Source organism: Streptomyces sp. NPDC002476, assembly GCF_042889785.1.
Lineage (GTDB): Bacteria > Actinomycetota > Actinomycetes > Streptomycetales > Streptomycetaceae > Streptomyces.
Genome location: NZ_JBIARH010000078.1, coordinates 1 through 12,778, shown reverse-complemented (window position 1 = coordinate 12,778; position 12,778 = coordinate 1). Strand labels below are relative to the sequence as shown.

Below are 12,778 nucleotides of genomic sequence, written 5' to 3'. Positions count from 1 at the left end.
TACAGATCGCCCAAGCGTCCCTGCTATCAACATCGTTGACGCCAGCAAGCCCAAACGGGTCAAGCGAACATAAACGCCCTAAGTTACCGGTATTGAGGCTAGTACCGCAGCGGCAGTTGAGATGGGTGCGCGCGGAAGGCGCGTAGAGTCGATCAGCCGGTGCTGGACCTGTGCACGGCTTGTTCCCAGAGGTTCAGTCCCGCGCGGAGGAGTTCGCGCACGGCCGCGGTCTCCTCGTCCGTCCAGGCTCCCTCGCCAGCGGTCGGTCCGAGAGCTTCGCCGCCGAAGATCTTTTCGTAGGCGCTGTCGTGGATTGATCCTTGGGAGGGAAGGGGTGGGCCGGCCTTCAGGCTGTGGGAGAGGTCTTCGAAGAAGTTCCACGCGTCCAGCAGCAGTCCTGCCGGGACCGAGCCAAGGCTAGGGTGCTCGACCCACCACCGTACGACGCCCAGATCGAGAGTGCCTTCGTCCTCCCAGGCGAGCTCCCAGCCGTTGCGATCACAGTATTCCTGCAGCGTCTTGGGGTCATGGAACGCGAGGAGTCTTCCGAGTTCGTCAACGGCGAGCTCATCGGCAGCATCGTCCTCTCCGGGCCGCCAGATCAGCGCCAGGTCCCCTCTCCCGGTCGTGATTGGGTACGGATAGTAGTCAGTCATGCGGCCTCCCTGGTGCTGCGGCAGCACTTGCCACGTGGGTGGCTTTGTTCACAAGTCTTCGACAGCAGTTGTTCAGTACTTCGGGAGGCACCCCGCCAGCGTCGTGTTCGATGTTCACGAAAAGGGGCAGCACCGATCCTTGGGCCGGCGATCGGCCTACGGCCTGTGACCGGGCGGCGCGTACGGGAGTTCAGCTACAGCACTTGCAGCCCGGGGCGCATCCGCACGCATCCGCCGCGGCATCGGCGGACGGCGCCGCTGTGGCGGTGGGTGCGCAGCAACCCTTGCCCTGCCACGCGTCGCGGCCTTCCTTGACCGCGATGGCGGCGATGATCAGGGCGGCGATCGGGTCGGCCCAGGACCAGCCGAGGGTGGCGTTGAGGACCAGGCCGACAAGGAGCACGGCGGACAGGTAGGTGCACAGCAGCGTCTGCTTGGAGTCGGCGACCGCGGAGGCGGAGCCGAGTTCGCGGCCGGCGTGGCGCTGGGCGGCGGACAGGAACGGCATGATCGCCAGCGACAGGGCTGCGATGACGATGCCGGGAATGGACCGGTCGGCCTCGCCGGTGCCGATGAGGGCGCGGACCGCGTCGAAGGTGACGTATGCGGCGAGCGCGAAGAACGAGACCGCGATGATCCGCAGGGTGCGGTGCTCGCGTGCCTCGCGGACGGCGTGGTCGCGGGCGGAGAACTGCCAGGCGACCGCGGCGGCGGAGGAGACCTCGATGATCGAGTCGAGGCCGAAACCGATCAGGGCGGTGGAGGAGGCGAGGGTGCCGGCGGTGAGCGCGACGATCGCCTCGATGACGTTGTAGGTGATGGTCGCGGCGACCAGCAGCCGTATTCGGCGGGCCAGGACTTCACGGCGGGCCGGACTCGGCCCGAGGGATATCGCGGTCATCAGCAGCACCCCTTGTCGTCGGCGTCAACGCACGTGCGGTCGGTGGCGACGGCCACCACGGCATTGCGCAGGTCGTCCAGCGCGTGGCCGAGGCGGGGATCGGCCAGTTCGTAGCGGGTGCGGCGGCCGTCGGGGACGGTGACGACCAGGCCGCAGTCGCGCAGGCACGCCAGGTGGTTCGACAGCCGGGTGCGGGAAATCCCCAGTGCGTCGGCGAGGTCTGAGGGGTAGGCCGGGGCCTTGCGCAACGCGAGCAGCAGCCGGCAGCGGATCGGGTCGGCCAGCGCCCGCCCGAAGCGGGTCAGGGCGTCCAGGTCGGTGGCGAGGGTCAGCATGGACAAGACGATACACAGATTCTTGAATCCAGGAAATCCTGAACTGTCGGAGGTTGTTGTGCGCCGCCCCTCTCCCATGCCGCCCGCCCTGCTGAAGGCGTTCACCGCCGAGATGACCGCGGCCCGCACTCCGGGACCGGCGGCGCAACGGTGGCGAGCCGCCGAGCGGGCCCACATCCTGTCCCAGCCCTGGCCCTGGTCTCACACCCGAACCCACGCGGTGATGCTCCGCCTCGCCCTCCGCGACCGCGACGTACACGAGATCATCGGCCAGGTGGTGCGCCTGGCCGTCGCCGCTCCAGGTTCGGCGGCCGGGAAGTATCCGGACGGCAACACCGGCCGCACCCGGGCCGGGCTCACCACCCCGATGCCTATCCCGAACGACCTTGCTGCTCTGCTCCGCGGGGCCGGCGTCGCTCTGCGGCCGTAAGCACCGTTTGGCCCTCGCATGCTGGGGCCAATCCTTCCTGCTGCCCCTGGTCCTGATCGCCATCGGCCTGCTCATCCTCGTCGAAAGCCGCGCCTTCGGCCTGTGACCCTCGGTGGCACATCACCGGACCAGTTCGAATTCCTAACGACGCTGGGGCGCCTCCCCAATCGGTGAACAAGTGCTGTCCCTTCTCGTGACCAGAGCCATGCTGGGCGTCGGATGTCGGCGTACACGCGCGCCCACACCCCTGGCACCCCTTCGCTGCGCACGGAGGTGATGCCGGAAGTGGCCCACCACTGCTCCAGCCCGGCCATCACGTTGATGTGCTGGGCGTCGATCTTCATGCCGCCCCTGACGCGGCGCTCGCCCGGCCGGGTTCGTCGGCGCCGTGCATGCCATCCGTACGAGCGAGGCGGGACCCGCCCGACGGGGCGGCGGTGTATCAGTCGGTGTGTTCGGTGGACATCAGGAGAGGGGGCACCATGTACGCGGTGCTGGCTGGGTTACCGGGGAGGGGTACCCAGCTGAGACCTGTCATTCGGGGGCAGTCGCAGGTGAGTTCGGTGTCCACACCGAGGCGGGGTTCGCCTGGTGCCACGTCCATGCGGTAGCAGGCGGTCCATCCTGACGGGTACGGCACGTCGTACACGTATTGCACGGACACGCCGACCAGGCCGGTCTCTTCGGCCACCTCGCGGATTACCGCGTCCTCTGGTGACTCATCGGGTTCGATGCCGCCTCCCGGCAGGGTCCAGTACTCCTGGCCGTCATGGCGGCCCGATGGGCCCGTGCCCCGCTCACGCACCATCAGAACGTGCCGGTCCCGAATGATGACCGCTGCCACCCGCCGTCTGCTTGTCACAAGACTAATCATGGCGGCGCTGCACCCGTCCCTGAAGTCTCCAGCAGGCCGAAGCCGCAAAGCGAGCGCCAGGATCGGTGCGAACCACCCACTCGTTGCCACGTGGGCACGGGTCACAGATGGGTGGTGAACCGGGCGTCGGGCAGTTTGTGCAGCCAGCCGCGATCGGCGAGCCTGACCAGCCTGCCCCGTAGCAGTTCCCGCTTGGCCTTCACTCCGACCTCCACCCCCAGTGCTTCGCCAACCTCACGGGTCATGACCGGTCCGGGGGTCTGTCGCACGGCAGCGATGACGCGCTGGTAGTCCGGGGGGAGGAGAGCCCTCGTCCATGCCCGGTTTGTGATACGGAATCAGCACTCCTGGCCGTCCGCTGGCCTGCCCGGATCCCGGCTCGCGAGTGACGCGTTCCTGCCCGATTGGCTCCGCCAGTCGTTCGAAGACACGTACGGCGACTGCGAGGTCGTCGCGCTCGGCCCGCACTGTGGTCAGTTGCTTGACCAACTCCGCTTCGAGATTGTCCAGTTCCGCACGGCGTGTGGTGATTCGTTCAAGCGTATACCAGATCGTAGAAGGCTGTCACCCGGCACGGTGCACCACGATGCCTGCGACGGTGGTGGTCTCCACTCCCGGCCCACTTACCCGATGTGCACACGGAGCGTCACGATCACCGGCTGCCGTGCACCGATGCGCATCCCTTGACCAGGTCGTCCAGCGGCCACATGGGCCACCCTCACGGGGGAAATGCAACCCTTGACCAGCCACGGTTTTTCGACGACCCCCCTTGACCTCACTCGCGCCCGCCCCCGGCGATGCCGAGCACCGTCCTGCGGCGCCCCACGGGCGAGGGAGATCTCTCCCTCCGCACCGTCACTGTGCGTAGGACCGGGGTGTAGTCGCTGAGTGGCGTCCACTCTCGTACGCGATGCGTGCACCACTGAGTGGGAGTGGACGCCACCGGGTGGAAGCCACTCGGTGGAGGTACCGGGTGGAGAGTGGAGCCCACTCGGTTGACGCCACCCGGTGGGGGAGTGAGCCCCCGCCAACTTGACGTTGCAGGTCAAAGGGCTGGTGTGGCGGCCTCCTGGGGTACTCGCGCCGGTCATGGGCGGGAGTCTGCGGGGTAGATCGTCCGTCAGCTTGCCGCTTAACGTCTGGTACGGAACTTGATCAGTGGACTGTAAGCGGCTTCGAGGGGTGCTGTGGATCTCGGCTCTGTGATCATCGCGGTGGTAGGTGTGGCCGGAACATTGGGGGGATCGTTGCTTACTCAACGTGCCTCTGAACGGGCAAAACGTCGGGAGATAGAGCTGGTTCGGGACCATGAAGAGGTCCGCGATAACCTCCTGCTCCGACGCACCTGCTATGTGGAGCTCAATCGGGACGCACGTCAGTTCACCACGGCGCTCAGCCAGTTCCTGCATGTCATGCAGGAACGTAGGGCCGAGGAGACCGACCGGGCAGCACTCGATGAGGCAAAAAGAGCCCACCGCGACACGTACTCCCAAGCGCAGATGATCGCCCCTGACAACGTGCTCGTATCTGCGAGTGAGGTCAACAAAGCCCTGAACAGCGTATACGGCCAGGTCAAACGCTTGGAGCGAGAAGCGCCCGGCCCTGAGGAGACGATGGCCGCTGCGTTCCGGGCCCAGGCGGAGGTCTGGGACCTGCTGCGGTCCATGAGGACCGTGATGCGCCGTGACCTCGGGGTGACCTCTGTGAGTGACGACGCGTCGGTACATCTCCCCACCCAGTTGGCCGGTCGTCAAAGCAGGCGTTGAATCACAAGCTCAGCGGTTGACTTCGAGGTTCGTCAGGACGAGCAAAGCGCGCAGGAGTCGGGTGGCGCGGACGGGATCGGTGCGGAGCTTGGTGAGGATCCGCCAGTTCTTGAGGTGGGCGGAGCCGTGCTCGACCGGTGCCCGTCCGATCGCGAGGACACGGTTGGCTTCCTTCTCGCCCGGGGTGAGCTTGTGGGTGCGGCTGGCGGTGTAGCCGGTGACGGGATCGAGGATGTCGTTGTCCAGGCCACGGAAGCCGAGGTCGGCCAACGCCCCGAGGCCAGCCGCGCGCAGGTGGGCCAGGATGTGGTCGTGGCGGGCGGCGGTGTTGTCGTGGGTGCGGCCGGGCCGGGCGGCGGATATCCAGATCAGGCGCCCCTTCTCGTCAGTCAGGGCGAGGAAATGCAGGCCATGGCTGCGGTGCTTGCCGGAATAGTTCCGCCGGTCGGCTCTCCCGGTGCGGCGCTGGGTGCGGATGAGGGTGCCGTCGATCAAGACCACATCCCCGCCCTGCTTGGCGATCTTCTTCAGGGCGCGGTCCAGGCGCGGTGCCTGGGCGGCGAGCAGTTCGATCAGCTCGTCGCGCCAGCGGCGGACGGTGGACCCGGACACGTTGTTGCCGCCGGCCATGTCGGCCAGGCGCTGGTCGTGGCGCAGTACGGCCAGGACGATCACCGCGATCTTCCCCGGCGGCAGGATCCGCCATCGGGACCGAATCGCCCTCAGGTGACGCCGCAGCAGATCGGCGAGGTGGTTGACGGTGCGCGTGGACAGCGGCAGACGGCACTGGTAGACAAGCGGGCAGGTGTCCTCGGCGCGTTCTTCGGTATTCGTCACACAGTTCCAACGGCCGCCGGGGGTAACCCGGTTACGCTCGCGCCCCCCTACTCCGAGCGGGGTCGTTCCTACTCGCAGGCGGGTGGTGAACCGACCATCCGGCGTTTTCCGCAGCTAGCCGCGAGCGGTCAGCCTGACCAGCCTCCCCCGCAGCGGTTCCAGCTTGCTCCGCACGCTGATGTCCACTCCCAGCATCTCGCCGACCTCGCGGGCCATGACCGGCCCGGCAGCCTGCCGCACGGCAGCGAGGATGCGCCGGTAGTCCGGCGGAAGCATGGTCTCCTCCACGCCCGGCTCGCGGTGCGGGACCAGCATCACCGCCCGGCCGCCCACCTGCCCGGGCACCGGGGCGGCCGAGGCGCGTTCGTCGGCGAGCTGCTCACTCAGCCGCTCAAAAACACGTTCGGCGACGGCGAGTTCGTCTCGCTCGGCCCGCACCTCCGCCAGCTCCTTGGCCGGCGCTGTCGCGTTGGCTGGCCCGTGGGATGATCTTCGGGTCGATCACGTTGGGGAGCCGTCCGTGGTGGGTGCACCGCCGTCGTACAAGGGGCACCGGCACCCGGTCGAGGTCATCTCGCACTGTGTGTGGCTGTACTTCCGGTTCCCGCTCAGTTTCCGTGAGATGGGGGAGCTGATGTTCCAGCGCGGCGTGACCGTCTCCCACGAGACCGTGCGCCGCTGGTGTTTGAAGTTCGGCCAGGCGTACGCCGGCGCGCTGCGCCGCCGGCGGCCCCACCCCGGGGACAAGTGGCACCTGGACGAGGTCTTCATCAAGATCAACAGTGGGCAGAAGTACCTGTGGCGGGCGGTCGACCAGGACGGAAATGTCCTGGACATCCTCGTTCGGAACCGGCGGGACAAGGCCGCAGCCAGGCGATTCTTCCGCGGGCTGATGACGAAGACGGGCAGGGTGCCGCGGGTGGTCGTCACCGACAAGCTGCGTTCCTGCGACGCCGCTCACCGCGAGGTCATGCCCTCGGTGGAGCATCGCTCGCACAAGGGCCTGAACAACCGGGCCGAGAACAGCCACCAGCCGACGAGGCAACGCGAACGGGCGATGAAGGGCTTCCGCAGCGTGGGCGGGGCCCAAAGGTTCCTGTCCGCGTTCAGCGGTATCTCACCCCACTTCCGGCCCCGACGCCACCCGATGACCGCACCCGAACACCGAGCCGAAATGACCACCCGCTTCACCATCCGGGAGCAGATCACCGGCGTCACCGGCCGACCTACCGCGGCCTGAGCCCAGGCCGACACCCGGCCCCACCACACCTCGACGCACCATCAGACACCCACACACCCAACAACGTGACAACGCCCCGTCGCGTTGCGGACCAGTTGTTCTCGTGTCGTCGTCTGAGCCGTCAGCACCGTGTCCTCTTTCTCGGGTGAAGAGATCCGGATGAAGCGCTTCGAGCATGGCAACGGGGCCCGCACCCGCACATCTTCAGGATTGCGTAGTGGCACTTCCGACCGTGCTGGGCTCCGACTTGCCAGCCGTCTCGTCGGCCGTGCCGTCGGGCTGCTGTTCACTCTCCGCGCTGGGGCGTACGTGCCGCAGCACCACGACGGAGAGCACGGCGAAGGCGACCATGGCGACGGCGGCCGAGACGGCGACGATGTGCAGCCCGCGGGTGAAAGCCTCACGGGCGACGGACAGCAGGTCTTCCCCCACGGCCCCGGGGAGATCGGCGGCGGCCTGCGAAGCGCCCGAGAGGCTGTCGCGCGAGGTGTCGGCGGTGCCCGCCGGAACGTCGGCGGGCATGTTGTCGTCCATCCGGCCTCGGTAGACGGCCGCGCCGACGCTGCCCAGGACGGCGATGCCCATCGCGATGCCGAACTCGCCGTTCGTCTCCGACATCGCCGCGGCCGAGCCGGTCTTCTCGGGAGGTGCGGAGCCCACGACCAGTTCGGTGCTCAGCACGCCCATCGGGCTGGTGCCCGCGAACGCGATGGCGTATCCGGTCACCACCAGGGCGATGCCGCCCTTGTCGTCGACCTGGGTGATCAGCAGCAGGCCGACCGCCGTCACCAGCAGGCCGATGGCGATGGCGTAGGCCGGCCGGATGCGGCGCGCCAGGTTGGGCGCGGCCAGGTTGCCGACGATCGCCAGGGCGAAGGACGGCACCAGCCACAGCCCCGCCTCCAGCGGGGAGAGCCCCGCCACCTGCTGGAGGTACAGGGAGACGAGCAGCGTCACGCCGCCCATGGTGGCGGAGCACAGCAGGGCGACGCCGAGGGCGGAGCTGAGCGTGTGGTTCCGGAACAGCCGCAGGTCCAGCAGCGGGCTGGCCAGCTTGCGCTGCCGCTGGACGAACACGACGCCGATGACGACACCGGCGAGGAGGGGCAGCAGCGTCGTCGCCGCGAATCCGTCGGTGGCCAGCTTCTTGGCCGCGTAGATGACCGGCAGGATCGTGGCGAGGGAGAGCACGACGCTCGGCAGGTCGGTCCTGCCCGCCGTCGGGTCGCGGTGCTCGGGCAGCAGCAGCGGGCCGAGGATCAGCAGCAGCACCATGACCGGCACGCCCAGCAGGAACACCGAACCCCACCAGAAGCGGTCGAGCAGCGCGCCACCGGCGACCGGGCCGAGCGCCATGCCGCCCATGAAGCAGCTCATCCAGACGCCGATGGCCGTGCCCCGCTGCTTGGGGTCGTGGAACATGTTGCCGATCAACGCCAGCAGGGACGGCATCAGCGTCGCCCCCGAGATGCCGAGGACCGCGCGGGCGGCGATCAGGGTGCTGGGGCTGTCGGCGTAGGCGGCGAGGGCCGATGCGACGCCGAAGGCCGCGGCGCCGAACAGCAGCAGCTTGCGCCGCCCGATGCGGTCGCCGAGGTTGCCCCAGGTGATCAGGAACCCGGCGATCATGAAGCCGTAGATGTCCATGATCCAGAGCTGCTGGGTGGCGCTGGCGCCCAGGTCCGCGCTCAGGTGGGGGAGGGCCAGGTTCAGCACGCTGACGTCCAGGGACAGCAGGAGCGTGGGCAGGGCCAGAACGCCCAGGCCGATCCACTCCCGCCGCCCCGCCCTCGCGGGAGCCTCGCTGGTCGTGTCCGTATCCATCACTGAACCTTCCGTCTACTCCGTCAGGGGACCGAGCGGGGGCCCGGCAGTTTGTGGAGGCACCGGGCAGACGCCGGGGGAATTCGCGGCTGCCCGATGCCCCTCCCACTCTGCCCAGCAGCGCTTTCGGAGCACTGTCGGACGGCATTCGCTCCCCTGTCGGACGGCACGCGATACCGTTGCGCATGCGTTTCGGTGTGTTGGGCCCGCTCTCGGTACTGGCCGAGGACCATCGTCCGGTCAGGATTCCCGAGCAGAAGATCCGTGCTCTGCTGGCCGATCTGCTGGCCCACGGCGGGCGCCCCGTCTCCACCGACCGGCTGGTGCACGACCTGTGGGGCGACGCCCCTCCGGCCAACCCGGTGGGCGCGCTGCAGATCAAGATCTCCCGGTTGCGCCGGGTGCTGGAAGAGGCCGAGCCCGGCGGCAAGAACCTGCTGGTGTCGCTCGCGACCGGATACGCGCTGGAGGCCCCCGGCGACGCGGTGGACGCCAGCCGGTTCGAGACGCTGGTCGAACGGGCCCGGACGGCTCCGGAGCCGCGGGTACGCGCGGCCCTGCTGACCGAGGCGCTCGGGCTGTGGCGGGGGGCGGCGTTCGCCGACTTCGACGATCAGCCCTTCCTCCAGCCTGCGATCACCCGTCTAAGCGAACAGCGCCTGTCGGCCTGCGAGGACCAGGCCGAGGCCCGGCTGGCGCTGGCCGAGCACCAGACCCTGACCGGGGAACTCGGTGAACTGGTGGGCCGGTATCCGCTCCGGGAGAGGCTGCGGGCCTCGTACATGCTCGCCCTCTACCGATCAGGGCAGCAGGCCGAGGCGCTGGCGACGTACGAGGAACTGCAGCGGCTGCTCGTCGAGGAGATGGGGCTCGACCCGGGCGCCGAGCTGGTCGGTCTGCACGGGGCGATCCTGCGGCAGGACCCGGCGCTCACCCCGATGCCCGGTTCCGGCCCCGGAAGCGCCCCGGTGACGCCCGCGGGCAGCAACCTGCCCTCCCCGATCACCGCGCTGATCGGCCGGGACACGGCCGTCGCCGAGGTACGCGCCCTTCTCGGGGCGGGCCGTCTGGTCTCCCTCATCGGGCCCGGCGGAGTGGGCAAGACCCGGCTCGCCCTGGAGACCGCGAGCCGGTCCGTCGGCACGTTCCCCGACGGGGTGTGGCTGGTGGAACTGGCCCCGCTGGCGCGCTCCGGCGTCCCTGAGCAGGCGGAGCCGGCGACCGAGTCGGTGGCCCAGGCGGTGATGGCGGTACTGGGGGTGCACGAGGCCGCCGCTGCGGACCCCGGGGCCGCCGGGGGAGGCAGGACACCGGCCGGGCAGCTCGCGGACTATCTGCGGACGAAGCAGGTCCTGCTGGTCCTCGACAACTGCGAGCACCTGATCGAGGCCACCGCGGCGCTGACCGAGACCCTGCTGCTGGCCGCGCCCGGCCTGCGGATCCTGGCGACGAGCCGGGAGCCGCTCCAGCTCGCGGGCGAGGCCCGATGGCCCGTGCCCCCGCTGGAGCTGCCCGACCCCGCGGACGACGCACGCCCGGAGGCGCTGGAGCGGTCCAGCGCCGTACAGCTCTTCGTGGCCCGCGCCCGCGACATCGTGCCCGGATTTTCGCTGACCGCGGACAACGCCCGCGCGGTCTCCACTGTCTGCCGCAGACTCGACGGCATCCCGCTCGCCCTGGAGCTCGCCGCCACCCGGATCCGTGCTCTGGGCGTAGGGGGCCTGCTCGCCCGGCTCGACGACCGATTCCGGCTGCTGGCCGCCGGGTCCCGGGGGGCCGCTCCGCGTCAGCAGACGCTCCGCGCGATGATCGACTGGAGCTGGGAGCTGCTGGCCGAGCCCGAGCGCATCGTGCTGCGCAGGCTGGCCGTCCAGGTGGACGGCTGCACGCTGGAGGCGGCCGAGGCCGTGTGCGGCGGCGAGGACGTGGCGGCCCGGGACGTGCTGGACCTGCTGGCGCGGCTGGTGGACCGCTCCCTGGTGGTGGCCGTGGAGCGTGTGGGCGGCCACCGCTACCGGCTGCTGGAGTCCGTCGCCGAGTACTGCCGCGAGAAAATGCGGGAGGCCGGGGACACCGAGCCGGTACGGCGTCACCGGCGCTACTACCGGGAGCTCGCCGAACGGTCCGGGCCGCACCTGTACACCGCGGACCAGCAGGGGTGGCTGGACCTCCTCGACACGGAGCGCGGAAACCTGCGCAGCGCGCTCACCGGCGTGATCCGGGACGCGGCCGAGAACCGGGCGGGCGCCAGGGACGCGGCCCTGCGGTTCGCGAGTTCACTGGCCTGGTACTGGTTCCTGCGCGGGCGGCTCCGCGAGGGCATGCGACAGCTCGGCGCGGCCCTGGACGCGACGGCCCCGGACGGCGGGGAGACGGAGCCCGTGCCGGGCGCCGTCCGCGCGGTGGCCTTGGCCTGGCAAGCTGGTTTCACGGTGCTGTCCGGGGACGCGGCGGACGACGGACCCAGGCGGCGGGCGGCACAGGCGTTGGACCGGGGGGACGACGAGCCCGCCGACCGGGCGCGGGCGCGCTGGTTCCTCGGCTTCATCGAGTGCGACTTCGGCGATCTATCGGTCAGTGAGGAACTCGTCGGCGCGGCGCTGGCCGCCTTCGACGGGCTCGGCGACCGGTGGGGCACGGCGGCGGCGCTGGGGACCCGCGCCAAACACGCGATGGTGCGCGGGGATCTGGCCTCGCTCCGACGGGACGGCGAACGCAGTGCGGCGCTCTTCCGGGACATCGGCGACCGCTGGGGGTACCTCCAGGCGACGGACTCCCTGGGCAACCTGGCCGAGATCGCGGGCCGTTACGAGGAGGCCACCGAACTGCACTGGACCGGGCTGTGCACCGCGCAGGAGCTGGGCCTGTGGTCGGAGGTTTCCAGCAGGCTCTCCTGGCTCGGCCGGGTGGCGATGCTCACCGGCGAGTTCGAGCAGGCCAGGGAGCTTCACGAGCGGGCGATCCGGCTCGCCAGGGAGCACAGCTTCAAGCCGGGGGAGATCTTCGGGGAGATGGGGCTCGGGATCGCGGCCCGCAAGGCGGGAAAGCTGGAGATGGCCGAGACACATCTGCGGCGAGTGCTCGACTGGATGCCGCAGGAGCGGTCGGGACTGGGCAACACCCTGCCGCTGGCGCTGATCCTGCCCGAGCTGGGGTTCATCGCGGAGGCGCGGGGCGACACCCGGGCCGCGCTGGCCCTGCACCTGGAAGGCCTTGACGTCGCACGGCAGTTGGCGGGGGACCCCCGGGGGGTGGTGATTGCGCTGGTGGGACTGGCCGGAGTGCACGCGCAGCTTGGCCGCCACCGCGATGCCGCGCGGCTGCTGGGTGCGGCGGCCGAGGCCGGGGAGGCGACGAACGCTCCGCCGGCGCCGGCGGAGCGGGGCGACGTCGAGCGCATCACAGCGAAGGTCCGTGGCGCCCTCGGCGACAGGGCCTACCGGGACGCGTACGCGGACGGCCGCCGGGCCGACCTCGACGAGCTGAGGTCGGTGGCCGGGGACCTGCCCTCTCAGCCCTGAGCCGGCGGATCCCCGGCGGCCCGGCACTCCCGTACGGCGGCGGTGAACTCCCTGACGACGGTGTGCACTTCGTCCTCCCGCAGCGCCTGGTGCAGCGGCAGCAGCAGCGTGGTGGACCAGGCCTCGTCGGTGCCCGGCAGGACGGGGCCCTCCGTAGCGGTAGAGCGGGACGTGGTGCAGCGGCATGTAGCGGAAGGTCGTGTAGATGCCGCGCTCCAGCAGCGTTTTGGCGACCCGGTCGCGGATGTCCTCGGCGAACTGGACCCAGTAGAAGTAGTGGGTACTGCGGTGCCCCGCGGGGGCGTTGTCACGTTGTTGGGTGTGTGGGTGTCTGATGGTGCGTCGAGGTGTGGTGGGGCCGGGTGCCGGCCTGGGCTCAGGCCGCGGTAGGTCG

Annotated in this window: 12 protein-coding genes; 4 read left to right on the top strand and 8 right to left on the bottom strand. The window is 69.9% G+C overall.

Annotated elements, in window-relative coordinates; translation table 11 throughout:
- Positions 1-152: 152 nt before the first annotated feature.
- From ACFYXM_RS36250 to ACFYXM_RS36240, 3 genes are all read right to left on the bottom strand, one after another.
- A complete protein-coding gene (locus ACFYXM_RS36250; RefSeq protein WP_389296017.1) occupies positions 153-656 on the bottom strand; it encodes a hypothetical protein in 504 nt (167 codons plus the stop codon).
- A 190-nt stretch (positions 657-846) separates the two neighbouring features.
- Entirely contained in the window at positions 847-1,557 is a 711-nt protein-coding gene (locus ACFYXM_RS36245) for a cation transporter (RefSeq protein WP_389296016.1), read from the bottom strand.
- Positions 1,557-1,892, bottom strand: coding sequence for an ArsR/SmtB family transcription factor (locus ACFYXM_RS36240; RefSeq protein ID WP_389296015.1), 336 nt, complete (start codon positions 1,890-1,892; stop codon positions 1,557-1,559). Before ACFYXM_RS36240 ends, ACFYXM_RS36245 begins: the two co-directional genes overlap by 1 nt.
- Before the next feature lie 58 nt (positions 1,893-1,950).
- Between ACFYXM_RS36240 and ACFYXM_RS36235 the strand changes: the two genes are divergently transcribed.
- Positions 1,951-2,322: a DUF3703 domain-containing protein gene (locus tag ACFYXM_RS36235; RefSeq protein WP_389296014.1), complete on the top strand. Its 372-nt coding sequence runs from the start codon at positions 1,951-1,953 to the stop codon at positions 2,320-2,322.
- A gap of 442 nt (positions 2,323-2,764) precedes the next feature.
- Here the strand turns inward: ACFYXM_RS36235 and ACFYXM_RS36230 are convergent, their stop codons facing one another.
- Complete coding sequence (locus tag ACFYXM_RS36230; protein WP_389296012.1) at positions 2,765-3,184, bottom strand: NUDIX hydrolase; 420 nt, start codon at positions 3,182-3,184, stop codon at positions 2,765-2,767.
- A gap of 113 nt (positions 3,185-3,297) precedes the next feature.
- Positions 3,298-3,441, bottom strand: coding sequence for a hypothetical protein (locus tag ACFYXM_RS36225; RefSeq protein WP_389296011.1), 144 nt, complete (start codon positions 3,439-3,441; stop codon positions 3,298-3,300).
- A gap of 957 nt (positions 3,442-4,398) precedes the next feature.
- On the opposite strand from ACFYXM_RS36225, the gene ACFYXM_RS36220 reads away from it, so the two are divergent.
- Positions 4,399-4,962, top strand: a complete 564-nt coding sequence (locus ACFYXM_RS36220; protein ID WP_389296009.1) for a hypothetical protein — start codon at positions 4,399-4,401, stop codon at positions 4,960-4,962.
- A gap of 9 nt (positions 4,963-4,971) precedes the next feature.
- Here ACFYXM_RS36220 and ACFYXM_RS36215 read toward each other — a convergent pair whose 3' ends face one another.
- Together ACFYXM_RS36215 and ACFYXM_RS36210 are read right to left on the bottom strand one after the other, a co-directional pair.
- The gene (locus ACFYXM_RS36215; protein WP_389296008.1) at positions 4,972-5,799 is read right to left on the bottom strand and encodes a transposase family protein; all 828 of its coding nucleotides are present in this window, start codon (positions 5,797-5,799) and stop codon (positions 4,972-4,974) included.
- Positions 5,800-5,913: 114 nt separating this feature from the next.
- Positions 5,914-6,237, bottom strand: a complete 324-nt coding sequence (locus ACFYXM_RS36210; protein ID WP_389296007.1) for a hypothetical protein — start codon at positions 6,235-6,237, stop codon at positions 5,914-5,916.
- Between the two features lie 82 nt (positions 6,238-6,319).
- On the opposite strand from ACFYXM_RS36210, the gene ACFYXM_RS36205 reads away from it, so the two are divergent.
- Positions 6,320-7,039, top strand: a complete 720-nt coding sequence (locus ACFYXM_RS36205) for an IS6 family transposase (RefSeq protein ID WP_389296005.1) — start codon at positions 6,320-6,322, stop codon at positions 7,037-7,039.
- 204 nt (positions 7,040-7,243) lie between these two features.
- On the opposite strand, the gene ACFYXM_RS36200 is transcribed toward ACFYXM_RS36205, so the two are convergent.
- Entirely contained in the window at positions 7,244-8,863 is a 1,620-nt protein-coding gene (locus ACFYXM_RS36200) for an MFS transporter (protein ID WP_389296004.1), read from the bottom strand.
- 185 nt (positions 8,864-9,048) lie between these two features.
- On the opposite strand from ACFYXM_RS36200, the gene ACFYXM_RS36195 reads away from it, so the two are divergent.
- On the top strand, positions 9,049-12,384 hold the full coding sequence (locus ACFYXM_RS36195) for a BTAD domain-containing putative transcriptional regulator (protein WP_389296002.1): 3,336 nt from the start codon (positions 9,049-9,051) through the stop codon (positions 12,382-12,384).
- The last annotated feature ends 394 nt before the right edge of the window (positions 12,385-12,778 follow it).

Excerpts from the sequence above, each read along its gene's own strand:
- ACFYXM_RS36250 (WP_389296017.1), bottom strand. The coding sequence starts at position 656 with ATGACTGACTACTATCCGTACCCAATCACGACCGGGAGAGGGGACCTG.
- ACFYXM_RS36245 (WP_389296016.1), bottom strand. The coding sequence starts at position 1,557 with ATGACCGCGATATCCCTCGGGCCGAGTCCGGCCCGCCGTGAAGTCCTG.
- ACFYXM_RS36240 (WP_389296015.1), bottom strand. The coding sequence starts at position 1,892 with ATGCTGACCCTCGCCACCGACCTGGACGCCCTGACCCGCTTCGGGCGG.
- ACFYXM_RS36225 (WP_389296011.1), bottom strand. The coding sequence starts at position 3,441 with ATGACCCGTGAGGTTGGCGAAGCACTGGGGGTGGAGGTCGGAGTGAAG.
- ACFYXM_RS36200 (WP_389296004.1), bottom strand. The coding sequence starts at position 8,863 with ATGGATACGGACACGACCAGCGAGGCTCCCGCGAGGGCGGGGCGGCGG.
- ACFYXM_RS36195 (WP_389296002.1), top strand. The coding sequence starts at position 9,049 with ATGCGTTTCGGTGTGTTGGGCCCGCTCTCGGTACTGGCCGAGGACCAT.